24 protein-coding genes, 2 tRNA genes and 1 pseudogene are annotated in these 22,979 nt (G+C 62.7%); 5 read left to right on the top strand and 22 right to left on the bottom strand.

Features of this window, described 5'->3' with window-relative positions; all coding sequences use genetic code 11:
• Positions 1-77: 77 nt before the first annotated feature.
• From AC0L2L_RS23410 to AC0L2L_RS23345, 14 genes and pseudogenes are all read right to left on the bottom strand, one after another.
• Positions 78-1,043: pseudogene (locus AC0L2L_RS23410) on the bottom strand (IS91 family transposase); the annotation flags it as partial.
• 3 nt (positions 1,044-1,046) lie between these two features.
• Entirely contained in the window at positions 1,047-1,955 is a 909-nt protein-coding gene (locus tag AC0L2L_RS23405; RefSeq protein ID WP_473581524.1) for a tyrosine-type recombinase/integrase, read from the bottom strand.
• A 422-nt stretch (positions 1,956-2,377) separates the two neighbouring features.
• Entirely contained in the window at positions 2,378-3,409 is a 1,032-nt protein-coding gene (locus AC0L2L_RS23400) for an IS110 family RNA-guided transposase (RefSeq protein WP_473581522.1), read from the bottom strand.
• 374 nt (positions 3,410-3,783) lie between these two features.
• Positions 3,784-5,052 carry a tyrosine-type recombinase/integrase gene (locus tag AC0L2L_RS23395; protein WP_473581520.1) on the bottom strand — a complete coding sequence of 423 codons (1,269 nt, stop codon included), beginning with the start codon at positions 5,050-5,052 and terminating at the stop codon, positions 3,784-3,786.
• Between the two features lie 212 nt (positions 5,053-5,264).
• A tRNA-Phe gene (locus AC0L2L_RS23390) sits at positions 5,265-5,340 on the bottom strand.
• A gap of 277 nt (positions 5,341-5,617) precedes the next feature.
• Positions 5,618-5,839, bottom strand: coding sequence for a DNA gyrase inhibitor YacG (gene yacG / locus AC0L2L_RS23385; RefSeq protein WP_473581518.1), 222 nt, complete (start codon positions 5,837-5,839; stop codon positions 5,618-5,620).
• The gene (locus AC0L2L_RS23380; RefSeq protein ID WP_473581517.1) at positions 5,836-6,462 is read right to left on the bottom strand and encodes a Maf-like protein; all 627 of its coding nucleotides are present in this window, start codon (positions 6,460-6,462) and stop codon (positions 5,836-5,838) included. The genes yacG and AC0L2L_RS23380 overlap by 4 nt, the downstream gene beginning before the upstream one ends.
• A 131-nt stretch (positions 6,463-6,593) precedes the next feature.
• Complete coding sequence (gene infA, locus AC0L2L_RS23375; protein ID WP_006200926.1) at positions 6,594-6,812, bottom strand: translation initiation factor IF-1; 219 nt, start codon at positions 6,810-6,812, stop codon at positions 6,594-6,596.
• 195 nt (positions 6,813-7,007) lie between these two features.
• Positions 7,008-7,460, bottom strand: a complete 453-nt coding sequence (locus AC0L2L_RS23370; protein WP_473581515.1) for an arsenate-mycothiol transferase ArsC — start codon at positions 7,458-7,460, stop codon at positions 7,008-7,010.
• Between the two features lie 157 nt (positions 7,461-7,617).
• Positions 7,618-8,103, bottom strand: coding sequence for a UPF0262 family protein (locus AC0L2L_RS23365; RefSeq protein ID WP_473581513.1), 486 nt, complete (start codon positions 8,101-8,103; stop codon positions 7,618-7,620).
• A gap of 2 nt (positions 8,104-8,105) precedes the next feature.
• Positions 8,106-9,398, bottom strand: coding sequence for a histidinol dehydrogenase (gene hisD, locus AC0L2L_RS23360; RefSeq protein ID WP_473581511.1), 1,293 nt, complete (start codon positions 9,396-9,398; stop codon positions 8,106-8,108).
• Between the two features lie 6 nt (positions 9,399-9,404).
• A complete protein-coding gene (locus AC0L2L_RS23355; protein ID WP_473581509.1) occupies positions 9,405-9,839 on the bottom strand; it encodes a DUF2948 family protein in 435 nt (144 codons plus the stop codon).
• A gap of 178 nt (positions 9,840-10,017) precedes the next feature.
• Positions 10,018-11,310 carry a UDP-N-acetylglucosamine 1-carboxyvinyltransferase gene (murA, locus tag AC0L2L_RS23350; protein WP_473581508.1) on the bottom strand — a complete coding sequence of 431 codons (1,293 nt, stop codon included), beginning with the start codon at positions 11,308-11,310 and terminating at the stop codon, positions 10,018-10,020.
• Between the two features lie 140 nt (positions 11,311-11,450).
• Positions 11,451-11,627 carry a hypothetical protein gene (locus AC0L2L_RS23345; RefSeq protein WP_473581506.1) on the bottom strand — a complete coding sequence of 59 codons (177 nt, stop codon included), beginning with the start codon at positions 11,625-11,627 and terminating at the stop codon, positions 11,451-11,453.
• A gap of 345 nt (positions 11,628-11,972) precedes the next feature.
• Between AC0L2L_RS23345 and AC0L2L_RS23340 the strand changes: the two genes are divergently transcribed.
• The 4 genes from AC0L2L_RS23340 (at position 11,973) to AC0L2L_RS23325 (ending at position 15,362) form a co-directional block, all read left to right on the top strand.
• Positions 11,973-12,047, top strand: a tRNA-Thr gene (locus tag AC0L2L_RS23340).
• Between the two features lie 302 nt (positions 12,048-12,349).
• On the top strand, positions 12,350-12,670 hold the full coding sequence (locus AC0L2L_RS23335; RefSeq protein WP_473581538.1) for an ArsR/SmtB family transcription factor: 321 nt from the start codon (positions 12,350-12,352) through the stop codon (positions 12,668-12,670).
• A 53-nt stretch (positions 12,671-12,723) separates the two neighbouring features.
• Positions 12,724-14,118 (top strand): NAD(P)-binding protein, encoded by a 1,395-nt coding sequence (locus AC0L2L_RS23330; protein ID WP_473581504.1) that lies wholly within the window; start codon positions 12,724-12,726, stop codon positions 14,116-14,118.
• Between the two features lie 44 nt (positions 14,119-14,162).
• The gene (locus AC0L2L_RS23325) at positions 14,163-15,362 is read left to right on the top strand and encodes an MFS transporter (RefSeq protein WP_473581502.1); all 1,200 of its coding nucleotides are present in this window, start codon (positions 14,163-14,165) and stop codon (positions 15,360-15,362) included.
• A 96-nt stretch (positions 15,363-15,458) separates the two neighbouring features.
• On the opposite strand, the gene AC0L2L_RS23320 is transcribed toward AC0L2L_RS23325, so the two are convergent.
• The gene (locus AC0L2L_RS23320) at positions 15,459-16,196 is read right to left on the bottom strand and encodes a GGDEF domain-containing protein (protein WP_473581536.1); all 738 of its coding nucleotides are present in this window, start codon (positions 16,194-16,196) and stop codon (positions 15,459-15,461) included.
• 267 nt (positions 16,197-16,463) lie between these two features.
• Positions 16,464-17,174, bottom strand: a complete 711-nt coding sequence (locus AC0L2L_RS23315) for a thermonuclease family protein (protein ID WP_473581500.1) — start codon at positions 17,172-17,174, stop codon at positions 16,464-16,466.
• Positions 17,175-17,379: 205 nt separating this feature from the next.
• Here AC0L2L_RS23315 and AC0L2L_RS23310 point away from each other — a divergent pair, with 205 nt between their 5' ends.
• Complete coding sequence (locus AC0L2L_RS23310; protein WP_473581498.1) at positions 17,380-17,916, top strand: hypothetical protein; 537 nt, start codon at positions 17,380-17,382, stop codon at positions 17,914-17,916.
• Between the two features lie 23 nt (positions 17,917-17,939).
• Here AC0L2L_RS23310 and AC0L2L_RS23305 read toward each other — a convergent pair whose 3' ends face one another.
• The 6 genes from AC0L2L_RS23305 to AC0L2L_RS23280 are packed head-to-tail and all read right to left on the bottom strand — an operon-like array spanning position 17,940 to position 22,937.
• On the bottom strand, positions 17,940-18,506 hold the full coding sequence (locus AC0L2L_RS23305) for a hypothetical protein (RefSeq protein ID WP_473581496.1): 567 nt from the start codon (positions 18,504-18,506) through the stop codon (positions 17,940-17,942).
• Positions 18,503-19,066: a L,D-transpeptidase gene (locus AC0L2L_RS23300; RefSeq protein ID WP_473581494.1), complete on the bottom strand. Its 564-nt coding sequence runs from the start codon at positions 19,064-19,066 to the stop codon at positions 18,503-18,505. The genes AC0L2L_RS23305 and AC0L2L_RS23300 overlap by 4 nt, the downstream gene beginning before the upstream one ends.
• Positions 19,067-19,121: 55 nt before the next feature.
• Positions 19,122-20,285, bottom strand: a complete 1,164-nt coding sequence (locus AC0L2L_RS23295; RefSeq protein WP_473581492.1) for a CpaE/TadZ family protein — start codon at positions 20,283-20,285, stop codon at positions 19,122-19,124.
• Positions 20,282-20,878 (bottom strand): TadE family protein, encoded by a 597-nt coding sequence (locus AC0L2L_RS23290; protein ID WP_473581490.1) that lies wholly within the window; start codon positions 20,876-20,878, stop codon positions 20,282-20,284. The genes AC0L2L_RS23295 and AC0L2L_RS23290 overlap by 4 nt, the downstream gene beginning before the upstream one ends.
• 41 nt (positions 20,879-20,919) lie before the next feature.
• On the bottom strand, positions 20,920-21,438 hold the full coding sequence (locus AC0L2L_RS23285) for a TadE/TadG family type IV pilus assembly protein (protein ID WP_473581488.1): 519 nt from the start codon (positions 21,436-21,438) through the stop codon (positions 20,920-20,922).
• Between the two features lie 5 nt (positions 21,439-21,443).
• A complete protein-coding gene (locus AC0L2L_RS23280; RefSeq protein WP_473581486.1) occupies positions 21,444-22,937 on the bottom strand; it encodes a TadE/TadG family type IV pilus assembly protein in 1,494 nt (497 codons plus the stop codon).
• Between the last annotated feature and the right edge of the window lie 42 nt (positions 22,938-22,979).

Here is a 22,979-nt window from a genome sequence, read left to right as displayed (position 1 = left end):
AACACCGGCCGGAATGAAATCGGAATGACTGGCCGGCTTCAAATCGGAATCGATGGCCGGCTTCGTCGGAATACGCAATGTCGGATGCGATGGAAGCCGCGCGGCAGGATGTGCAGCAGGAATCGGCGGATGAACTCGTCGGTGGCGAGCGTCATGACCTGCTGCCGATCGGTGCCGTCACGACGATAGTCCTTGTAGCGGAAGGTGACCCCTGCCTCATCGAACCGGATAAGGCGGCGGTTCGAGATCGCAACCCGGTGGGTATAGCGGGACAGATAGGCGAGCACTGCCTCCGGCCCGGCGAACGGCGCCTTGGCGTACACCACCCAGCGCTTCTTGCGGACCGGCGACAGGTGCCGCACGAATGCCTGCCGCGCGGACAGGTGCGCCATCGATCCGAAGAAGGCGAGCCGTCCTGCGTCGTGCAGCGCGACCAGCCGGGTGAGGAAGAGCCGTCGGAACAGCTTGCCGAGTACGCGCACCGGAAGCAGGAAGGCCGACCGAGAAGATATCCAGCGGCTTCCGTCCGGCGCGATGCCGCCGCCCGGCACGATCATGTGCAGGTGCGGATGATGCGTCATCGCCGATCCCCAGGTGTGGAGCACCGCGGTGATGCCGATGCGTCCGCCAAGGTGTCTTGGGTCGGCGGCGATAGTCAGCATCGTCTCCGCTGCCGCCCTGAAAAGCAGGTCGTAGACCAGCGTCTTGTTGTGGAACGCGATGTCGGCGATCTCGGCGGGCAGCGTGAACACGACATGGAAGTAGCCGACCGGCAGCAGGTCGGCCTCGCGCTCGGCCAGCCATGTCCGTGCCACCGCGCCCTGGCACTTCGGGCAGTGCCGGTTGCGGCAGGAGTTGTAGGCGATCCGCCATTGGCCGCAGTCCTCGCAAGCCTCGACGTGACCGCCAAGGGCGGCGGTGCGGCAATACTCGATCGCCAACATGACCTTGAGCTGGGCGAGGCTCAGATGACCTGCATGGGCGGCCCGGTAGGATGGCCCGGCAGCATGGAAGATGTCGGCGACCTCGATCGAGACACGCACGGCTCAACCGTCAGGCGAGATCCCTCCTGGCTTGAACAGGCCGAGCTTGTCGAGCGGGCTCGTAACCGTGCGCACCGTTCGGGTCGCGACCTTGGCGTAGAGTGCGGTGTTGTTGAGCTTGGCGTGCCCGAGCAGGACCTGGATGATGCGGATGTCGGTGCCGTCCTCCAGCAGGTGGGTGGCAAAGCTGTGGCGCAGCGTGTGCGGCCCGACCCGCTTGGCGATGTCGGCGGCCTGGGCCGCCTCGACGACGATGCGATAGAGCTGCCGCGTGCTGATCGGCTTCATCGCGTGCTGTCCGGGGAACAGCCAGCCGTCGCGGTGCATCACGCCCTGCTGACGTCCGACCTTCCACCACTCACGCAGAAGCGTGAGCAGGTCCTCCGAGAGCATGGCGTTGCGATAGCGCCCGCCCTTGCCACGCTCGACGCGCAGCAGCATGCGCTCGCTGTCGATGTCGGCAACCTTCAGCATCGACACCTCGGCGACACGCAGGCCCGCGCCATAGGCGACTGACAATGCGGCCTGGTGCTTGAGACACGTGGTGGCGTTGAGCAGCCGGGCCACCTCGTCGCGACTGAGCACCACGGGCAGGTTGCGCGGATGCGCCAGCCGGACAAGCCTGCGCGCCAGGTCCGGGCGGTCGAGCGTGTGGGTGAAGAAGAAGCGCAGCGCCGACACGATGCTGTTCATCGTTGGTACGGGAACGCCGTCCTCCTGCTGCTCGATCTGGAACCGGCGCAGGTCGTCGGCGGTAGCGGTGTCTGGTGAACGCCCGAGGAATGTCGCCAGGCGTCCGATGTCGCGGAGATAGTTGCGCTGCGTCTCGCGTGAGAAGCGCCGCATGTTCATGTCGTCGATCAGCCGCTGCCGCAGCGGGCTGACGGGTGCATCGAGAACGGGGTACTGCATGGTCAGGCTCCTTGTTGAAGAAGCCCGTCATGCTCTGCCCCCGCCGCACGACGCTCAACGCGAGCGCGACGACCGGTTCTTGATCTCTACCTCAACCGCAGGCGCCCCTCCCGCGCAGCGGGTCGTCTAATCGCTCTGCAGTCAAGGGGGTAGATGCAAGGCAGTCGTCCTTTTGGCTGATGCTCGTTCGTATGCCGGGTACAGGGTCGTCTACGCGGTCGATGCAAAGTTGATCGCCGCAGGATGAGTTTCGCAGGTGAGATCTTCCTATGTTCGTTACGCAATCTGCTAAACGAGGCAGTTGCTTCCCGCTTCGCGGAATGATCTCAGCCACGTCCCGGCAGGGACGGCTCGGTGCGTCCTGTAAGAACGCTGTTGGTTGAATGGCCTGACAGAATCGTCGCAAGCGAGCGTCTGGAGGATCAGGCGGCGGCTTGCGTTCCTCCGTGCGGATCGAATAGCTCGCCCGTCCGGAGCATCGCATGCATGATCACTGCCAGCTTGCGCGCCAACGCTACGGCCGCTCGCTTGAAGCCGAGCCGTTCTTTGAGCTCCAACGCCCAGGTTCGCAGGGTGCTGGTATCCCTCGACCGGTTCAGAATGACCGCGGCGGCCTCGTATAGCAGTCCGCGCAACTGATTGTCGCCACGGCGCGAGATATGTCCGTCATTATCGACCTCGCCGGACTGGTAGCGTCTCGGGGTCAGGCCTACCCATGCGCCCACGGCGCGCGAGTTTCTGAAGTTGGCCGGATCCTCCACCGCTGCGGCAAAGGCGGTGGCTGTGACAGTGCCTACACCGGGCACTGACATGAGCAGTCGGCAGTGCTGGTCCTCACGCGCCGTCGCGGCCAGCTGCTTGCTCAGCTCTGCGATTTGGTATCGGATACCACTCCATGCCTGAAGCATTGGCACAACAATGCGCGCCAGCTTTTCTTCGCCCTGCAGAAGGTTGCGAACGTTGCGCTCGAACACGCTGCCGGCGCCCTTGGGCACGACGAGGCCGAACGTCTTCATCAACCCACGAATCTGGTTGGATATCTGCAAACGCATCTTAAGAAGCTGGCGCCGCGCGGTGATCAGCGTACGGATCAGCATGCTGTCGAAACCTTTGACCCGAACCTCTCGGTAGAAGCCGACCTCGGCCAGATGTGCCAAGCCATCGGCATCGTTCGCATCGGTCTTGTTCGCGGCCATATCGAGCGCGGCCTTGGCATGCCGCGCGTCGATGCAGATCACCGGCAGGCCCTCTGCCGTCAGCGCATGGTAGAACCACACCGACAGCGGCCCCGTCTCGAACACGACCCGCCGGGCATACGGTGCGCGCTTGCGGATCACCGCCGCGAGCAGTTGCGGGTCGGACGCACACTTGCCCCGCCAAATCCTCTTGCCGTCCTGCCGGATCGATATTGCCGTCTCTTTCATGGATACGTCGAGACCGATATACTGCTGCATGGCTGTCCTCCGTTCGATGCCTGGGCCCGGTGTCGATCGTGAGCCCGTTCTTCATCCTTTCGGGGGACAGCCAGCCGGCTAGATGTTCGAACATCGCCGCCACAGCTTTGGTGGCCACCGCTCCCGCGATTACGTCATGTTCGTTCTACGGCCCCAAATCTGCCTGTCAGCAATGCGCCACGTTCGGCCATCGCGATGGCCGAACGACAGCTATCCGAAGGTTTTCGCTGAAACCGGACTGTCGGCTCGGGACAGGAAGCACACATCGAAGACAATGACGCGAACATCCAAATTCCTTCACTCCCCATGATGCATGGCCGAAGGCGGGAGGAAGCACCCTCTCGAGGGGTTCCCTACAGTGGTGGTATATCGCTTCAATCACTCTTCGACCTAGTCATTGGGTCGCCAGACCATAGGCCGCCCAGTTTTACCGGTTTTCGATCGCCGGCAATTTTCACCCGCGCGTCTTTGCTGGCGAGTTCGTCCAGATAATCCGCCCACCATTGCATCATCTTTACGCGCTCTTCCCAGTGCTCTGCCCGGGCGTAGGCCCGACGAACGTCGTTGTTCTCGAGATGGGCCAACTGCCGCTCTATGGCGTCCGGATGCCACTTTCCGCATTCGTTTAGCAGAGTTGATGCCGTTGCTCGAAAGCCGTGTGCGGTAGCTTCCTCCTTACCGTAGCCCATGCGGCGCAGGGCGGCGTTAAGCGTGTTGTCGGAAATCGGACGCGAACCGGATCGAACACTAGGAAACAAAAGCGATCCACTACCAGAGATTTCTCTAAGTGAGGTCAGGACGCTGACGGCCTGCCTGGAAAGAGGTACGCGGTGCGGCCGTCGCATCTTCATGCGTCCTTCAGGGATGCTCCACACGGATCTCTCGAAATCGAACTCTTCCCATTCTGCTGCGCGCAGCTCGCCGGGGCGGGGAAACAGCATTGCCATCAGCTTGAGGGCGGCTCTGGTTGTTGGCTGTCCGTCAAATGCATCGACCGCCCTCAGCAAACCGCCCAAGGCCTTAGGATCGGTAATCGCGGCACGAGGCGTGACCGTCGGACTGATGAGTGCGCCCCTCAGGGCGATCGTCGGATCCCTCTCGGCGCGTGCGGTCGCGATTGCGAACCGAAACACGGTGCCGATTGTTGAGCGCAGGCGCCTGGCCGACTCATATCGACCGCGAACCTCCACGCGACGAAGAGCGGTAAGGATGATGGCCGTATCGATCTCCCGAATGCATTTGTCGCCGATTGTCGGATAGGCAAAGTCGAGCAGCCATTTGACCTTGCTGATCGTCCGATCGGCACGTCCCTCCTTTTTCAGCTTGTCAACATATTCGTTTGCGATTGAGCGAAAGGTGTCTTTTGGCGAACTAGCTTTCTGAAACTTGCGCTGCTGCGCCGGGTCAGCACCCGCCGTGAGGAGGCGTTTGGCTTCATCGCGCGCCTGGCGGGCATCCGCGAGAGAAATGACAGGATAGCTGCCCAGAGACAGCAGCTTCTGCTTCCCGTCGAACCGATAGGCGAGGCGCCATAGCCTTGTTCCCGACGGCTGGATCCATAGCTGCAGCCCGCCACCGTCGGATAGCTTCTGGAACTTGGACGCGGGCCGGGTATTGCGGCATTTCACGTCAGAGAGAGCCATTGTGGGGACCTCCTGTTTGGCGCTTCGATACCAACAGGGTTTCAGATACCAACAAAAATACCAACACCTCGCCCCGTTGGACGAAATTTGCCGAACTGCGATGAAATTCGCCCAGCCACGACTTGCGCGCCGAAAAGCTAAGCAAATTCAGCCATTTGCGGAGACTTGCGCGTAGAGGCTTCGGCGGAAGGGAATGACGGGAGAAGAGAGGATGGTGCCCAGAGGCGGATTCGAACCACCGACACGCGGATTTTCAGTCCGCTGCTCTACCAACTGAGCTATCTGGGCCTGCGCCGGCCAACGGGACCGCCCGCCGGGTTTCACCAGAGCGCCGAGCGGCGCCCCTTGAAAGCGCGTGGGTTATAGCACGGGTATCCTGACTGTCCAGAGCAATTCCAGGAAAAGTGCGCGGCGGTTTTCCGCTCCGGAATTGCGGGAAAACAAGCGCAATTCCAGGAAAAGTGCGCAGCGGTTTTCCGCCCCGGAATTACGTCAAAAACAAGCGTTTAGCGGTTGACCCGTCAGGAATGAAAAATCGCCGTGAACCGGCAACTTACGGCCACGCTCAACCCTCGTCCTTGGGCGTTGGGCCCGGCTTCGGGCTGTCATCGTCTTCCTCTTCGCCGTCGCGGCCGGGAATGACATAGGCGCCCTTCAGCCAGCGATTGAGGTCGATGTCCTTGCAGCGCGCCGAGCAGAACGGATAGTGCTCGCGCGAGGAAGGTTTTCCGCATTCGGGGCAGGGCCGCTTCGGCCGAAGCGGCGCTATCTTGTCGTCCAGGCTCATGAGCGCGCGGCGTGCCAGTTCTGGTGCGCTTTGAAACCTTCGCCCGAAAGCAGCGCGACACTTTCATAAAGCGGCAGGCCGACCACATTGGTGTAGGAGCCGACCAGCTTGACGACGAAGGAGCCGGCCAGGCCTTGCACCGCATAGCCGCCGGCCTTGCCGCGCCATTCGCCCGAGGCGACATAGGCGTCGATCTCCTCGCGCGGCAGCCGCTTGAAGCGCACCCTGGTCTCCACCAGCCGCTGGCGCAGCTTGCCGCCCGGCGTGATCAGACAGATGCCGGAATAGACCCGGTGCGAGCGGCCGGAGAGCAGGCCGAGGCAATTGATGGCGTCGTCTATCGTCTCGGCCTTGGGCAGGATGCGTCGCCCGACCGCCACCACCGTGTCGGCGGCGAGGATGAAGGCAGGTGCATAGTCGTCCTCGCTTTTCAGCGAAGTGAGCGCCTTCTCGGCCTTGTCCTTGGAAAGGCGCTTGGCCAGCGAACGCGGATGCTCGGCGCGCAGCGGCGTCTCGTCGACATCGGCGGGCAGCACACGGTCCGGCTCGATGCCTGCCTGCTGCAACAGCTCGATGCGGCGCGGCGAACCCGAGGCAAGCACGAGCTTCTGCAGGATGCTCATGTGAGTATGATGCCGAAAAGAGTGAAGCGGTTTTCGGACGACATCATGCTCCATTCTTTGATTTGGAGCCGGATTCAGATTTCAGGTCGACAGACCTGAAATCATCCGGCTCCAGGGTTCGCGCCGGACTGTTACTTGAAACGGTAGGTGATGCGGCCCTTGGTCAGGTCATAAGGCGTCATCTCGACCAGAACCTTGTCGCCGGTCAGCACGCGGATGCGGTTCTTGCGCATGCGGCCGGCCGTATGGGCGATGATTTCGTGTTCGTTTTCGAGCTTCACCCGGAACATCGCATTGGGCAGCAGTTCGGTGACCACACCTGGAAACTCGAGGACTTCTTCCTTCGGCATTCGATACCTTTGCTTGGATTGCGGTTCCGGCGCCTAGAGCATGATGCCGAAAAGTGTGAAGCGGTTTTCGGACGACATCATGCTCTACTCTTGATCTGGAGTCGGATGATTTCAGGTCGAATAGACCTGAAATCATCCGACTCCAACCGGAATTGCGGCGGAACCTATATGATAATCGCCCGCTTGTGAACATGCTTAATCCGTCGCGTTTTTTGCTTCCGGAAGCGAGAAACGTCGGCTTATGCGCGCCTTCAGCCGCTCGCGCACGTCGCGATAGGCGGTCATGATGTGCTCACGCGTTCCGCCGGTGTCGGTCGGGTCGGGCATCGGCCAATATTCGACCTCGACGGCGAGCGAACGGGTGAGCTCAAGTGCTGCATGATGCGCCTCCGGAGCCAGCGTGACGATCAGGTCGAAATAATCGTCTTCCAACTCCTCCAGCGTCCTGGGCCGACGTTCGCCGAGCGAGAGGCCCTCCTCGGCCAGCACCGCATCGACGAACGGGTCGCGCTCGCCAGCGTGCACGCCGGCCGAAGCGACGAAGGTGGTGGCGGGCAGGATCCGCCGAGCCAACTGCTCAGCCATCGGCGAGCGGACGGCGTTCATGCCGCACAGGAACAGGATCGAGTGGGGCAAGGCGGCCAGCACTAGAGCATGATCCCGAAAAGTGGAACCCGGTTTTCGGAGAAGATCATGCTCCGACAAAAGAGCAAGATCCCGAAAAGTGGAACCCGGTTTTCGGAAAAGACCATGCTACAACAAAGAGTTAGATCAGGATGGCGATTCAACGAAACGTCATCCTGATCTAGCCCCGCCAATGCAGCACGCAGACTAGTGTGAACAGCCGGCGCGCTGTGTCGAAGTCGATCTCGATCTTGCCGGCGAGCCGGTCCATCAGGGTCTGCGAGCCCTCATTGTGCAGGCCGCGCCTGCCCATGTCGATCGCCTCGATATGGCTGGGCGTCGAGGAGCGGATGGCCTCGTAGTAGCTTTCGCAGATCAGGTAGTAGTCCTTGACGATGCGCCTCAGCGGCGTCAGCGACAGGATGTGGGTGACCACCTCGGCGCCGTTCTGGCGGCTGACGGCAAACACCAGGCGCTGCTCGGCCAGCGACAGCTTGAGCTTGTAAGGACCGGCGCCGTCGTCATTGACCGGCCGGAAACTGTTCTCCTCGATGAGGTCGAAGATCGCCACGGCCCGCTCGTGCTCGACGTCGGGCGTCGAACGTCCGATCGATTCGTCGAGCTCGACGTCGATCAGCCTGTTGCGGATTTGGTCATGGCCGGACATCGCTACATGTTCGACCTGATCGCGACGGAGCGGGCATGAGCGTCGAGCCCTTCCGCCTTGGCGAGCGCGATCGCGGCTGGCGCCAGCATCTTGAGCTGTTCCGGCCCGAGCTTCAGGATCGAGGTGCGCTTGACAAAATCGAGCACGGAGAGGCCCGAAGAGAAACGCGCCGACCGTGCTGTGGGCAAAACATGGTTGGAGCCGCCGACATAGTCGCCGATCACTTCCGGCGTATGCCGGCCGATAAAGACGGCACCGGCGTTGCGCATCCTGGAAAGGAACGCCTCGGCATCGTCGAAAGCGAGCTCGACATGCTCGGCCGCGATCCGGTCGACCAGCGGCAGCGAGGCTTCGAGCGTCGGCACCAGGATCATCGCGCCGAAGTCGCGCCAGCTTGCGGCCGCCGTCTCGGCGCGCGGCAGAACTTTCATCTGACGTTCGACCGCCTGCTCGACCGCCTTGCCGAACTCTGCATTGTCGGTGATCAGGATCGACTGCGCCGATATGTCGTGCTCGGCCTGTGCCAGAAGGTCGGCCGCGACCCAGTCCGGATCGTTGTCTGCATCGGCCACGACCAGCACTTCCGACGGCCCTGCGATCATGTCGATGCCGACCGTGCCGAACACCTGCCGCTTGGCCGCCGCGACATAGGCGTTGCCGGGTCCGACGATCTTGGCGACGGGCCTGATCGTCTCGGTGCCATAGGCAAGTGCAGCGATCGCCTGCGCGCCGCCGACGCGGTAGATTTCGGAAACGCCGGCAAGATCGGCCGCTACCAGCACCAGCGGATTGATGATGCCGCCCGAGGCCGGCACGACGATGACGATACGTTCGACGCCCGCGACCTTGGCCGGCACGGCGTTCATCAACACCGAGCTCGGATAGCTCGCCGTGCCGCCAGGCACGTAGAGGCCAACCGCCTCGACCGCCGTCCAGCGCGAGCCGAGCTCGACGCCGGCGGCATCCGTATAGCGGTCGTCCTTCGGCTTCTGCCGCTCGTGATGCGAACGGATACGGTCGCGCGCGAATTTGAGCGCCTCGACGGTCGCCGCGTCGGCCGCTTCATAAGCCTTGGCGATGTCGTCCCTCGAGACGGCGATACCGAGTGCATCGAGATCGGCCTTGTCGAACTTCAGCGTGTAGTCGACGAGCGCCTTGTCGCCCTCGGCGCGCACGCGCCCGATGATGTCGCGCACCACGGCATCGACATCGGCCGACACCTCCCGCTTGGTGGTGAGGAAGGCGGAAAAGCGCTGTTCGAAATCGGAGTCCTGCTGGCGGAGCGTTATAGCCATTGCGCTTTAGCCTCTGTGCACGGGTCGCGACGTGGCTTCCCAGGAGCCGCCGATATCGGCAAGCCGCGCTTCGACGCATTCGACGTCGAGCATGATGGTGCCGCCGCCCGAGAACACCAATTCGACGATGCCGGCCGGCTTGCTGATGGCGATGAAGCTGATCGCCAGCAGCGACAGCACCTCGGCCGGCTTGTCGCGGGCAATGCCGCTGGTCTTGGCGCCGAGCACGCGGTCGAAATGCAGAACGCTCTGCCGCCGCTCATTGTGCTGGCGGAACAGACCGGATTTCGCTTCCCAGACGAAGCGGTTCATGGTCAGCACGAAGCGCTTGGCCGCCGGCAGGTATTCGAGGTCGGAGACCTTCATCACGGCGTCCTGGACATGCGCCGAGACAATGCTCAGATCCTGGTCGTCGAGCGCGATGAGCTTGAGAGCTGCCATGCGGGATTTCGCACCTAAGGTTGACGTTTCAGCCTTCTGTTAGGCGGTCTTGCCGGTCCATGCAACCGCGACGCCGTCAGCGGAGCTGGCACCCGCCATACGCGATTGCCTGCCCGCAAGCGGGAGATCGGCTGGCGCATCAGCTTTCGCCAATCACCAGCGCGGAAGGCAGCAGTCGTTAAGCCGAAATCCGCTCGATCACCGCGCCGCAGCCGGAAAGCTTTTCTTCGAGCCGCTCGAAGCCGCGATCGAGGTGATAGACGCGGTTGACCGTGGTTTCGCCTTCGGCGGCAAGGCCGGCGATCACCAGCGACACCGAGGCGCGCAGGTCGGTCGCCATGACAGGCGCGCCCTTCAGCTTGGCGACGCCGTCGACGATCGCCGTCTGGCCGGAAAGCGTGATGTGGGCGCCGAGGCGGGCGAGCTCCTGCACATGCATGAAGCGGTTCTCGAAGATTGTCTCGGTGATGCGCGACTTGCCCCCGGCCATCGTCATCAGGCCCATGAACTGAGCCTGCAGGTCGGTCGGGAAGGCGGGGAAGGGGGCCGTCGTGACGTCGACCGGCGCAATGCCGGCGCCGTTGCGCTTGACGCGGATGCCTTCATTGGTCGGCGTGATCTCGGCGCCAGTCTGGACCAGCACATCGAGCGCGGTCTGCAACAGATCGGGCCGGGCGCCGGCGAGCATCACGTCGCCGCCGGTCATGGCGACGGCCATGGCGTAGGTGCCGGTCTCGATGCGGTCGGGGATGACGCGTACGCGGGCGCCGGAGAGCGCCTCGACGCCGTGGATGGTGATGGTCGAGGTGCCGGCGCCATGGATCTTGGCGCCCATGGCGATCAGGCATTCGGCGAGATTGACGATTTCCGGCTCGCAGGCGGCGTTCTCCAGCACCGTCTCGCCCTTGGCGAGCGAGGCCGCCATCATCAGCACATGGGTGGCGCCGACCGAAACCTTCGGGAAAACGTAGCGGTTGCCGATGAGGCGGCCGTTCTTGGTTTTGGCGATGACATAGCCATTGTCGACGTCAAGCTCGGCGCCCAGCACCTGCAGACCCTCGAGGAACAGGTCGACCGGGCGCGTGCCGATGGCGCAGCCGCCGGGCAGCGACACCTTGGCTTCGCCCATGCGGGCAAGCAGCGGGCCGATGACCCAGAAAGAGGCGCGCATCTTCGACACCAGCTCATAGGGCGCGGTAGTGTCGACGATGTTGCGGGCGGAGAAATTGATGGTGCGCGAATAGCCTTCCTGCTGCTTCTCGCGGCGGCCATTGACCGAATAGTCGACGCCGTGGTTGCCGAGGATGCGGATCAGTTGCTCGACATCGGCCAGATGCGGCACGTTTTCGAGCGTCAGCGTGTCGTCGGTGAGCAGTGAGGCGATCATCAGCGGCAATGCCGCGTTCTTGGCGCCCGAGATCGGAATGGTACCGGCAAGCTTGTTGCCGCCGACAATTCTGATGCGATCCATAAGAAAACGTCCCCTCGGCCAGAACAGGCCGGTTTCAATCGGTTGATGCGCCGGCTTAGCCCATTGGCCGGCTTGGTTCAAGAAATAGGATTTCCCCCGAGCCCCGACCGACTGTGGTCGGCCAGTGTGGCTGATTTCGGTTAGTCCTTGTGCATTTTTCCAGCAGCCGGCAATCCCTCCGGCCGCTCGTCAGCGTCGCCAACCCGCCGCGAACGGGCCTGCGCCTTGCGCTTCTGCAGATTGGCGCGCAGCGCCTCGGCCAGCCGGTCCTTGCGCTCGCCGTCGACTTTTTTCGGTCGATTTGCCTTGTCGTTCATCATCCAGTCCCCGACCAGTGGTCAGCCGGCCGCGATTCCGCAATGGCCCGGGCAATTCCAGGAAAAGTGTGAAACGGTTAAGCTCGGCGACTTCGCCGTAGCCATCCGTCCGGAATTGCGTCAAACAAAAGATAGAGCGGTTCGCCGTTTCCATGAAACGGTGAAACGCACTAGCATTTTAGAGCGGCCATGTCATGAAAGCAGGCCGAGAGCCGGTTTCGCGTGTGGATCAGCCGCGCATGGCGCCTCAAACCGCATAATTGCCGGCGAGAATCACATGTGACGCTTTGGGTTTTTCTTGGCCTTGCGCTTGCCGGTTCGATATGGCAGAAGCCGCCATCGCAGGCTGCGGTAGCTCAGTGGTAGAGCACTCCCTTGGTAAGGGAGAGGTCGAGAGTTCAATCCTCTCTCGCAGCACCAGCCTATCCCTTTGAAATCGCCGAAGTGCTTGACATTCGAAGTGTTGTCTCCGTCCGTCCCGGTTGCAAAGATCGGATTGGGCCGTTCACCCTCTTGATGCCGATCGGCGTTTCGACGACACGTGCTTTCATTGGCGAGCCGACAGCTTCGGTGGTCGTCGTCGGAGGCGCTGTCGTCTTGTTTGGCTTCATCCTGGTAGTTCGAACATCCGGCAATTCGCGGTCACATAACAACCGCGCGCTGTTTCGAAGATAATCGAAATAGCGTTGACAGGCCGATATCGGGGGAGTAACGTTATTTCCATGAAACTCGAACAAGCAGCAAAACAGCTTGAAGCGCTTGGCAACCCAACGAGGCTCAACCTCTATCGAATGCTCGTCAGGGCCGGCGATGCGGGCAAGCCGGTTGGAAGCCTGCAAGAAAAGCTCGGCATTGCGGCGTCGACGCTGTCGCACCATTTGCATCGCCTGGTTCTGACCGGGTTGGTGACGCAGGAGCGGCAGGCGACGACACTGATTTGCCGCGCCAACTATCCCGTGATGAATGGCCTCATCGGCTTTCTCGCGGACGAGTGCTGCGCCGATGCGGCTTGCAGCCCATCCGAGGAAGAGGCCGCGGCCTAATCTCTCTTTTTGCCTCTTATTTCGATAGTCCCGGAATTATGGAAGGTAGCAAAATGACGATCTCCGAAAATCTCCCTGTAGCTATAATCGGCGGTGGACCGGTCGGCCTGGCCGCGGCGGCGCAACTTGTCAGCCGCGGCATCCCGGTGAAGCTCTATGAGGCCGGCGCTCAAGTCGGATCCAATCTTCTCGATTGGGGCCACGTCAGGCTGTTCACGCCCTTCAAATTTTGCGTGGACGCTGTGGCTCGACGGCTTCTTGAGAGCCACGGGTGGCGCATGTCGGAACCCGAAGCATTCCCAACAGGCAAGGAACTGGTTGACAGTTACGTCGCGCCGCTTGCGAACCTTCCCGAGCTGGCGCCGGCCATCGAAACCAGCGCTCGCGTCATCGCGGTCTCGCGATGGGGAGCCGACAAGGTTCTGACCAGGGGGCGCGAACACAAGCCCTTTATGCTCATCGTCGAGACCGCAGGCGGAAGGCGCCGGGACAGAGCCCGTGCGGTGATCGACGCCTCAGGCACATGGCAGACGCCGAATCCGCTCGGCGCCGGCGGCATAGATGCCGAAGGTGAAGCGGAATTCGCAAACCGAATTGCATACGGCATACCGGATGTCCTCGGAAAGGACCGCCATTTGTATGCAGGTCGCACGACCCTGGTGGCAGGCTCCGGCCATTCCGCTGCCAACGCCCTGTTGGAGCTGGCCGAGCTTGCAGAGACCGAATCAGGCACGTCCGCGATATGGTTGACGCGCGGTACCGACCTTGTCCGCATCTATGGCGGCGGCGATCTCGATGCCTTGCCGGCTCGCGGTGAGCTTGGATCCGATGCCAGAGACCTTGTCGAGAGTGGTCGTGTGCAGTTGGTCACAGGCTTCGCCACGATTGCAATTCACGAGGCCGACGGTCGCCTGACCGTTGAAGGACTGACGGCCGATGGGGTGCAAAAGGTGGGCCCGGTCGACAGGATCATCGCCGCAACCGGCCAGCGTCCGGACCTGTCGATCACCAGAGAGCTTCGGCTGGACCTCGACCCGTGGCTCGAAGGCGTCAAGGCGTTGGGTCCGCTCATTGATCCGAACGAGCATTCATGCGGCGATGTCCCGCCACACGGTCACCGCGAGCTCAGCCATCCCGAGCCCGGCTTCTACACAGTCGGCATCAAAAGCTATGGCCGGGCGCCCACCTTCTTGCTGTTGACCGGCTATGAACAAGTGCGTTCGGTGGCAGCGGCAATTGCCGGCGACATCGCATCCGCCGACGCGGTGCATCTGACCCTGCCCGAGACCGGTGTCTGCACGACCACGAGATCGATTTCCTCAATCTCTGCAGCCTCGAAAGGCTGTTGTGGCGGCCCGGCGCCAAAGGAAGTCGACGCCTGTTGCGTTGCCGATGCGGAAGCGAAAACTGTTGGTAAGAGCGGTTGCGGCTGCGGCGTCGCCGCATGACTTCGCCGTCGCCAACGGCCGGTATCCCGAAGCGCGGCGCCATCATGACCGTGCTCGGGTTGACCCAGATCATGGCCTGGGGGTCGTCCTACTATCTGCCGGCGGTCATCGCGCCTCGGGTGGCGGCCGACACCGGCTGGCCGCTGGGTTGGGTGGTCGGCGGCCTTTCACTGGGGCTGCTGGTCGCCGGCTTGATCTCGCCGCGTGTCGGCTCATCGATCGAGCGGCGCGGCGGCCGCCGTGTCCTGGCCTTTAGCGCGATCTCGATCGGCGTTGGCCAGATCGGGCTCGCGCTGGCGCCGAATCTCGCTGCTTACATTATCGCCTGGCTGGTCATCGGGCTGGGAATGGGCGCCGGCCTTTATGACGCGGCTTTCGCCACGCTTGGTCGCCTTTATGGCTATGGCGCACGTTCCGCCATCACCACCCTAACGCTCTTCGGCGGCTTCGCCAGCACGGTCTGTTGGCCCATCTCGGCCTTCCTGATGTCGGAGGTCGGCTGGCGCGGCGCTTGCCTGTCCTATGCCGCCGTTCAACTCCTGATCGCGCTTCCTCTGTATCTGCTTGTGTTGCCTCGAGACACGGAAGAGCTGACGGCCAAACCTGCACAAACAGATCCTGCGATGTTCACCCGGAAGAGCAACACCAAGCTCGCAACCATGGTCATTCTGGTTCTAACGCTTACGCTTGCAGCGGTGATCTCTTCGACATTGTCGGTCCATCTGCTCACGATCCTGCAGGGCAACGGCATGGCGCTTGCAGCCGCCGTGGGACTTGGCGCTCTGGTCGGCCCGTCGCAAGTGAGCGCGCGGGCAATCGAAATGATAGCTGCGCGCTACCACCATCCGATCTGGACCAAATTCGCGTCCGTCACATTCGTGGCAATCGGCGTGTCGGCACTCTGGGCAGGACTGCCGATCATCCCCATGGCGCTTGCCTTCTACGGCGCCGGCATCGGTCTGGAATCGATCGCACGAGGAACCCTTCCGCTCGCTCTGTTCGGGCCATCAGGTTATGCGAAACTGATGGGCCGCCTTGCGATGCCAAGCCTGCTAGCACAAGCGGCGGCGCCCTCTATTGGTGCTCTGCTGCTGGAGCGTGCAGGTGCCCAGGGTATGCTGGCTGCGCTTTGCGGGCTCGCTGGCGTGAACGTTGCGCTCGCACTGGTTTTAGGCTGGCTTGTTCTGCGGCGGCGCCCTGCGTCCCCGTCTTCATCTCGACTGTCGAGGCCCTCAACGCATTGAAAACGGAAAGATTTATTCTCCGGTAGCCGCTGGCTTTCTCGCGAGGCACCAGCTTTCCGAAACATCGAAGCGAGCGTGTCGGGCGATCGCGCAGGCTCAGTTGTTGACATGCGACAGCCGCAGGCCGGCTTCGTCCGGTGCCTCGGCCATGCCTTCCTCCGCGAAGCGGTACATGTCCTCGAAATCAAGCTCATGCTCGAAAACGACGCCGCCGACGCTGATGGCGAGCACATCCTTGTCGCCCTTCGGCGCGAAATAGATATCGCCGACCGCGCCGCGAACGCGCTCGCCAACGTCCCTGGCGTCCTGCTCGCTCGCCCCTGGAAGGAAGATGCCGAACATCGAGGTTCCGATCCGGCCGATCAGATCGTCCTTGCGCACCGAGGACCGGATGGCCGATGCGATCAGCCGCAAGGCCTCGTCACCCCATTCGAGACCGAAGCGCAGGTTGATCGATGCCAGATGTTCCGGATGGATGACCAGAAAGGCGCCGGAGCGCGGACCGGCCGGTCTCGCGGCCCTCCTGTCGACCATCGACGTGAACACCTTGCCGTTCAGGCAGCCTGTCAGCTGGTCAAAGGTGCCGGATTTGGTGAGTTCCTGCCGGTAGCGGCGGATCTCGATCTGTTGCCAGCCGAGCAGGACAAACAAAGGCAGGCCGATTGCCATCGGCACGATGACAGCCGTGATGGCCCCACGGACGAACGGCGTCAGGCTGTCGCTGAACATCAGCAGGTAGTTCAGCCCGAGCGAAAGACAGATGCAGGCGGCGGTGCCAACCACGGCCAGCCAGATAACCTGCTTCCATGTTTGAACCGGCGCGGTCGGCTTCATTGGGGGCACGGGCCAATCTCCTATTAGACGCATAGGCTTACAGGAGGTCCGTTACGATTTCGGTTTCAGGGAAGCGTACAATTTGATGCAAGTGGGCATGTTCTCCATGGGAAGCGTCGGATCCGGCCCACGCAGGTGGCCGCGCATATGATCACCTGCCCAGCCGTGGAGCAGTCCACGCTTTTTAGAAGCGCTGGGTCGCTCTGACCATTCTGCTTTCACGCAATTACGGTACGGAACCGGCCACCGGCTTTCCCGCAAACTGCGCTATTGCGGCGGGCCGAAAATGCCCATCCTGGCCTCTCTCGCCACCCTCTCCGCCTTGCCGTAGATGCCGGTGGGAGCGGCCATCGCCCAGCCGTTGGAAACCAGCCAGGCGCCGACATCCTGCTTGCCAAGCGCACAGGGCGCGGCGATGGCGAACCGGTCGGCATCAGGCGGCAGAAGGCATTTCAGCGCCCGGCCGCGCAGCCAGGCGTTGAAGGCGGCCCGCGCCCGCTGGCCGCAGGGCCAGGCGGTGTTGTCGAACGTGCAGGTCCTGTCGGGATCTATATCGACCGTCCCGCTGATGGCGACCTTGCGCCCCATGGCCTCGAGGACCGCCGAGGAGGTCGCGACCGGACGAAAGAGCAGCGTCTCGCGCCAATCCCGCGGCATCGGCGTCTTCGGCCGCGGTGCGAGCCCGAGTTCGCTGAGCGGAGGGCGCGGCTCGACACGCTCGATTGCGGATGGGTCGAGCGGCGGCGGCGCAATGAGGTCTTGGGCGATCTTGCGCGCCGGCTGGCCTGGACGTGCATCACGCACCCGGACTTGCGAGGCCGGTTGCCGTTCACCGGCGCCTTGGACCGGTGCGATCGAAGGCGGGTCGGACGGCAACCAGTGCCCGCCTTCGGCGATCAGCAACATGCCGGCGAGCAGGCCGAGACCGCCGAGCACCGGCGCCAGCAGGGGCCGGCCGGGCGGCCTCGCCTGGCTCACGCGCGGCGCCTCGCAAGGTTGCGCCGGCCGTCGGTGATGCTGCTCGAGCCCAACCCGCTAGCTCCTGTCGACACGGTGCCACCCCGACCGTTGAACCGGACCATACATTAGACACGAGCGACATTCCTTGAAAAGCAAGGCGTTGCGTTAAGTGTCGCGCAACCAATGCGTCCTAGGATCGACCATCGGATGTCGAGGGGATGACATGACACGCAAGCCGACACTGCTCTTTGCTTTCCCGGCCCTGATGCTGCTTCTGCTGGCGGCGGAACGAGCGGCGGCGATGCTTCTCGGCTTCTATCCGGCGAGCCCAACCGCGTGGCATGCCTGGCTCGAGCTGCGCCCGTTCTCGACCATGTTCTGGCAGCAGGCGCATGTCTATCTCGGCGGGTCGATGGCCGTCGACGCGGCCATCCTTGCTTTCGCGGCGGGCGCCTGCTGGATGATTTGCCAGGCAAAGAGATCCGCCGGCTTCTTCCTCACCAATCACGCCGCCATGCTGTTCGCCGGTCTGATGATCGCGCTGAGCAGCCATGCAGAAACTGCAAGCACGATTGCTGCCTTCACGACGCCGCGCGGCTTGCGATATTCGCTGATGGTCGACCTCAGTCTGCAGAACTGCCTGGTGCTGTGCCTCGGCCTGGCGGCCTGCGCCTACTGCCACGTCACGTTCCTGCGCGAGGCTAGGGCGCCCGCCGAAGCCCGCGCGATCCGTATCCTGGCGCTGCAGCGCGATCTTTAACAACCGGCCGATTGGCCGGACGCTCAGTTGATCTTCTTGTAATAGACCTTGCCGTCGGGCTGCTGGATGCGCTGATAGGCTGGATTGGGGCCTGGAGGCGCGACCTTCCGCTTGAACAAGTGCGGCGCGTAGCCGGGATAATCGGCGCCGCTTTCCTCGACCGAGGACGCATCCGCCACCGTGGTATTGTCGAGCAGCGTGGTTGGCTCGGGCGCGCTGGGCGCCGGCTCGCTGGCGGCAACCGGCTGGCCTTGTTCCAGTTTGGCGAGATTGCCGCTGATCCGGCCGAAATTCGCCTGCAGCTGCCGGTCCAGCGTCTCGAACCGGCTCTGGAAACCGTTGTTGACGGTATCGATGCGGGCGCCGATCCGCTGCTCGAACTGGCCGAGCTGTTCCAGCCTCGCCTCCACCGTCTTGAGGTCGTTGACGCCGCGATAGAGATAGATTGCGGCCGTCACATTGACGACGGTGACGAGCACGGCGCCTACCGCGACCACCCCGATGGTTCTTGCCCGGCTCGGCCTGCCCGGGGCCTTTTCCCGTTCGCCAAGCTCGATTGCCGGAACGTCCGGCTCGCTGATCATCGTCATTCAACCACCACCTTTGCGCCCACCGTGACGCGCTTGAAGAGATCGATCACATCGGTGTTCGTCAGCCGGAAGCATCCGGACGTGCCGTCGAAACCGACGCCCTTGGGATCGTTGGTGCCATGGATGCGATAGAGCGTATCGCGCCCGTCGCGCGCGAGGTATAGCGCCCTGGCGCCGAGCGGATTGTAGGGGCCGGCCGGCACCATGGCCGGCAGTTCCGGCTGGCGCGCGCGCATTTCCTTGGGCGGGCGCCATTCCGGCCACTCGGTCTTCGACGCAACCTTGACCGTTCCGGTCCAGCCGAAGCCGTCGCGGCCGACGCTGATCTGGTAGCGCAGCGCCTGGCCCTGGCCCGTCACCAGATAGAGCGCCTTCTCGTTTTTGCGGATGATGATCGTGCCGGGCTGCTCGCCGGTCTGGAAGGCGACCGCCTTGCGCAGGCTGGGGCCCATGGCCGGTAGCGGCGGCAGGCTAGACCCTGCCATCGCTACCTCGCAGGCCGACGCCAGCGCGATGCCGATCAGGCCGGCGGCGGCAAGACGCCTGGCTATGCGAAGCATTTGCTTTGCCGCAATTGCGGACGGAAAACCGCTTCGCACTTTTCCTGCAATTGCTCTAGCGCTGGGCATTGTCCAGCCGCTCCTTGAACATGCGTTTCAAGTCCTTGTTGAAGCGCGCGCGTCCGTCCACCTCGGACGGCAGGATGGCGCGGTTCAGCGCGTCGGCCAGAAGCGCGTTGTCCAGCGCCAGCGACTTGATGTGCGGCGCCTTGAAGATCTTCTCCAGCTCGCTGCGCGAGAAGTGGTTGCCGAACCATTTGCGCTTGTGCTTGTTGGCGACCAGCGTGATGTTGACTTTGTTGCCGCGCAATTCGCGGATCTTCTTGTAGAGCCGCTTGCCTTGCCTGAGCGAGGCGACGTTGAGCTCGAAGACGATGAAGATCTCGTCGCTCGTGCGCAGCACCGAATCGTGCCACGGCGTCTCGATATTGGGCAGGTCGATGACGATGTCGTCGAAGCGGTAGGCGACGAGATCGAGCAGCCGGAAGACGAAGTCGGAACCGTGCGGCTCGAACGGCAGTTGCGGCCGCTCGAAGGAATAGAGCGTGAGGCCGGACGGCCGCGACAGCTTGATGACGTCCATCAGCTCGACATCGAGCCGGTCCGGCTGGCCGATGATGCCGGTCAGGTCGAACTGGTTGAACTGGTTGAGATAGGCGCCGCAATTGGCGCTCTGGAAGTCGAGGTCGACGAGGCAGGTCGAGGCCGCCCGCTCGGACGACTTCGAGGCAAGATGCTCCGCCGCCGAGATCGCCAGCGTGGTGGCGCCGGCGCCGCCGCTGGCGGCGATGAAGGTGATGATGCGGCTCTTGGTGCCCTGGCTGCCGGTGTCGTGGAAGGTGACGGCGTTGAGCAGCTCCTTGGCGTCGAGCGGCTTGTGCAGCCAGTCGGACGCATTCATGCGCACCAGAACGCGCGTCTGCTCGGAGGTGAGCTCGTCGGAGATCGCGATCAGCGGCACCGAGGCCCAGGCCGCGCGCGCCTCGACGATGGCCGGATTGGCGAGCAGCTCGCCATTGGCGACGTCGAGGATGATGATGCCCGGGCGGCTGTCGACAGGCGGCCCCTTCAGGAATTCCGCCGCTTCCGAGATCTTGACGTCATAGATCGCCAGCGCGTCGAGCCGGGTGGTGACGTCGTGCCTGAAGTTCGCATCCGACGAAAACAGCGCAACCTGCTTTCGCTTGGTTGGGAGAACTCTGGTGTCGATAGCGTTCATGGCGCGGTGGTCTTCATGTCTTCGCCCGTAACCGTGCTCAGCATGGAGGGCATGTTGATATTTGCAAAGCCCATCAGTCCTTGGAGGAAGAAGAACTGGAAGGTCCGGTTTTGAAGGCTGACTGTGATCGTCGGAACCGGGCCGCCGAGCCGGGTTTGGTAACCGAGGCCCGTGGCCTCATAGGTGATCAGGACGTTGTCGCGGCGCAATCCAGAGAAGAAGTGACACATGCCGGGGCGCTGATTTGCCGCCAGAGCCGGGCAGGTATCGTCGTTGGTGACAGCCGTATCGCCACGGAATATGCGGCTGAAATTGGCCGCGTTGAATGTGCCGCCATTGGTGCAGGAGCCTGTGGCTCCGGTATACGAGCAGGCAAAGGGACCATATGCGCCTGCAACGACCGGAGCGCCGGGCGTTGTAGTCGGAGCGGCTGCCGTCAGGTTGGTTGCAACCGGATCGGAAATCGATGCCAACCTTGCACCGATCTGCACGGCCTTGGTCGCCTCGTTCCACTGGTAAAATGCATTGCCGAAATCGACGAAGCCCAGCACAAGCGCAAACAGCAGTGTCGAGACGATGGTCATTTCGACCATTGCCGCGCCATCCTCTGATTTTGCAAAACGCCTGATCATGATCAAAACCGGATCAACCGTTCGTCGTGGTAGCCGCTCAAGGTAATCGGGCTAACGCCGATCAAGGCAAGCATGCCGACGCCTGCGTAGGCGAACGTGCCCGCCGCCCTGACGGTGCAGACCTGCGCCGTTGTTGAGCGATACTTGGTGACCCCGGCGACCACGGCGTCGTAGCAACCGAAATTAGTGGACACCGTCACATCCGTCGTCTGCCATCCGATGAGGCGCGGAGTTCCCGACCCTGTCGCATTGCCGAACACTGCGATATTCGCAGCGGTACCTGTGCAATCGATTGTCAATCCGGCATCGGTATACATCTGGCTGTTGCAGCGGGCCGCAAAGCGAGCTGCGTCCGTAAGCCCAGCCTCCATCAGCAGCTTGTCGTGGATGAGATTGCCGAACTCGAACACGCCCGCCGACAGGAACAGCATCAGGGGCGTGATCAGCGTCATCTCGATAAGCACCGCCCCGCGCTGGTCGCGTCTGAATCGAACGAACTGACGGGACAGCATCTTGAACATTGCCGTCACCGGTAAAGCTGCGCTTCGTCGCGCAGGAAATTGTCGAGTGTGCCGCGGCCGCCCTTGCCGGTGATGTCGACCAGCTCGACATAGATATCCTTGCTGTCCTTGATCGGCTCGGTCATGAAGAAGCTGCCGAAGGCACGCACCGGGATATTGTTGGCGCGACCGTTGAACCCCCCGATCGCCTGGCAATCTATGATGGCACCATAGAGGATGCGCCGGTCCACTGTCGTGACAGGCGTCTGGCTGCAGGACGGGTTGCCGGTCTCCCCGCTCACCGCGGCATCGCCGGCGATGCTGTCGCTGGTGGCAGGATTCCCGTCGGGATCGAGTTCATAGCGGTACATTTCATAGCGCGTGGCTCCGACAAGCGACTGAGGCAAGGCGCCGCGCGTTGGATGATTGGCCGCCCAGTAGCGGCTGGCATTCCAGTCGCCAGTGCCCATGCGTCCGCCCATCAGCGTGCAGTTGCCCGCGGTCAGGCAGGAATCGCGCTCAAGGCCAACACCCTTGGTGGGGTCGGTTTCAAAGTCGGTTTGGCCGTTATTGCAGTTTATGCTTTTGAGCCCCATGCGGACGTTTTTCGCCGGTCCATTGGCAGATCCGATGTAGCTCCTGCTGATACCGAAACGGGCATTCAGTCCGTCCTGCACCGGTCCGGTACTTTGCCCCGGCTCTGTGTCGACGCCATCTTGGGCGTAACAGCCGACCGGCTTGACGCGGGCCAGCGATGCTTCCAGCGCTTGCGCGCCGTTGCCCTCGGGCGAGGCAAGAAACGCGAAGTTGCCTGGCTCATAGAAGCCATTGTCACGCAAAAGGATCTGGCGCCGGCGGTACTGCTGCTGGTTGGCCGCCATTTCCAGCGTGACGCCGCCAGTAATGCTAGTATCCTCGTAAGGATTGCACATGAAGACGGGGGTATAGTCGCAGACGCTCGATCTGAAGCCGGCTACAGCTACCGCACCCACATTGAATGAACCCGTCGCTGTATTGGACAGGAACGAAACGGGGAAGATGGCGGCAAAGCCGGTCGGCGTGACTGTTACTTGAACAAACCGAGTCTCCAGCTCGCCAACCGCGGGATCGGTGTTGGCGTAATTGGCGGTGGTGATCGCCACATTATCGTTTGGGATCGTCTTCAGGAAACACCAGGAGATGTTCCCCGCGCTGTTGCATCGCAGGGCGCCGCCAGGCTGTCCAGAGGACAGGGTAAACCTGCCGTTCGGTGGGACCGTCGAGAAACGGCCCTCATTGCTGACCAGCGTTGCCATGGCGCGCTCTGCGCGCACCCAGGCGCCAGTCGTCCCGTCGAGCTCCGCTGCCCCCGCAAGAGCAAACGCGTCAGCCGCCTTCTGCAGATCATTGTGCAGGTTGTTGACCCGGCTCATGTCGATCGCCAGCAGCGAAAAGCCGATGATCGCCGGCAGTGTCACGCTGACGAGTATCAGCGCTATTCCCCTTTGGTCACGCCAGAACGCGCGAATGATTCGCAACATGGCCCTACCCTTTACCCCTTTCGTGTCAGGCTCCTCGCATGC

The organism is Mesorhizobium sp. WSM4832, assembly GCF_055811115.1.
The sequence above is the reverse complement of the archived record's forward strand: the minus strand, read 5'-3'. Positions and strand labels throughout refer to the sequence as shown.